The 1,444-nt window shown below is 61.5% G+C and carries 4 protein-coding genes; all 4 read left to right on the top strand.

The features are described 5' to 3' along the window. The coding region (locus Q319_RS29255) for a type II toxin-antitoxin system Phd/YefM family antitoxin (protein WP_029484800.1) at nucleotides 1-179 on the top strand (179 nt) is incomplete at its 5' end. 5 nt (nucleotides 180-184) lie between these two features. After that, nucleotides 185-520: a type II toxin-antitoxin system RelE family toxin gene (locus Q319_RS0123550; protein ID WP_034416724.1), complete on the top strand. Its 336-nt coding sequence runs from the start codon at nucleotides 185-187 to the stop codon at nucleotides 518-520. Between the two features lie 52 nt (nucleotides 521-572). Further along, a complete protein-coding gene (locus Q319_RS0123545; RefSeq protein ID WP_029484798.1) occupies nucleotides 573-857 on the top strand; it encodes a hypothetical protein in 285 nt (94 codons plus the stop codon). Nucleotides 858-909: 52 nt separating this feature from the next. After that, nucleotides 910-1,209 (top strand): hypothetical protein, encoded by a 300-nt coding sequence (locus Q319_RS0123540; protein WP_029484797.1) that lies wholly within the window; start codon nucleotides 910-912, stop codon nucleotides 1,207-1,209. Nucleotides 1,210-1,444 lie beyond the last annotated feature (235 nt).

Here is a 1,444-nt window from a genome sequence, read left to right as displayed (position 1 = left end):
CCCGCCACGGCAAGCCGGTGATGGCCGCGCTGAGCTATGAGCAGTTCGAGAGTCTGGCCGAGACCCTGGATCTGTTGGAAGACGGGGGGTTGATGGCCGATCTGCGCGAGAGCATGACCCAGGCAGACCGGGGCGAGCGGGTCAGCCTGGCCGACGTGCGCGCCCGCCTGAGTCGCTGAGCGCCGTGACCGGACAGGCAACCGGGCCATACCAGGTCAACCTGACCCCCAAAGCTGTAGAGATGCTGGAAGCCGTGACGGACCGCCGTGAGCGTGAAGCCCTGCTGGAACGCATCGAGGCCCTGGTTGCCGATCCTGAATTGCAGGGCAAGGCGCTGCTGGGCGAGCTGCGCGGTCACCGTAGCGTGCGGGCGGTGGGCCAGCGCTACCGCATCGTGTACCGGGTGATCCGGGATGAAGTGGTGGTGCTGGTGATCGGTGTGGGCCGCCGCCGGGAGGGCAACCGCCGCGATGTGTACGCTCAACTTGAGCGCCTGGACGCCGACGAGCGGGAGAAATAGCCAACAGCAGCTAGCGTCCTCTTCTGCACTGCATACCTCAGTTCTGCCCGGCGTGGCGATAGACCGGGATGATCTGGCCGAGTTGCTGCGCGCAGCCCTGGCACCCTCCCTTCTCCCAGTCATGGCCGCACTGGAGAGGAGCCAGAACGAAGTCGAGATCCTTCGCCGCGAACTGGCACAGGAAGCGAGCGAGGCGGCGGCCAGAGCGGAGATGCAGGACATGCGCGGACAACTAGCCTGCCTAGAGGTCACCGCTCACGCCGCGTTGCCCCCTGCTACAGCAGAGCCTCAGCCAACGGGCATACGTGGGCTGGTCATCCGGCTACTGGGTGGGTAGGAACACTGGTATCCCACCGCACTGATGGAGAGAACCGTATTACGGTGTAGGTATGTCGCAAAAACGCCATGCCGAGGAGCAGCCAGTAGATGTTGGCCTAGATATTGTGGAGAGCTTCTTGCGTGATTCAGAGGCTGGTCAGCGGCGCATGCTGAGCCTGATCGACAGAGAAATCGCCAAGGGAGGAATGTACGCCGAGGTGCCGAACATCTTCTTGGATTTGTACATCGCCGATCCGCGAAGTCGCGCCCGGATTGCTGAGTTGGAGCGCACCCAGGACATAGTCCAGTCCAGAGCAGCGCGCAGAAGGGACCTTCGGTTGGAGAAAAAGCGGCAGAGGCAGCGGCGTTGATTGACCTCGTCCTGATTTCACTTGGAAAAAGAACCAGCACAGAGGGTGATCCAGGTCTTTTTCCCTACGCTGACATTGCTAGTGACAACATAAAAAGCGACCCGAAGGCCGCTTTGATTCCTCTAATATAGGGCGGTATTCGGCGAGTTCAAGTTGCTAGCGCACCACTCTGATGGGCCGAGTGTACCTCTTGGGGCGTGCGATACCCCAACACTTTTCGGGGTCTGTTGTTCAG

This window comes from Deinococcus marmoris DSM 12784, from assembly GCF_000701405.1.
GTDB lineage: Bacteria > Deinococcota > Deinococci > Deinococcales > Deinococcaceae > Deinococcus > Deinococcus marmoris.
This window is presented reverse-complemented; position numbering and strand designations above follow the sequence as displayed.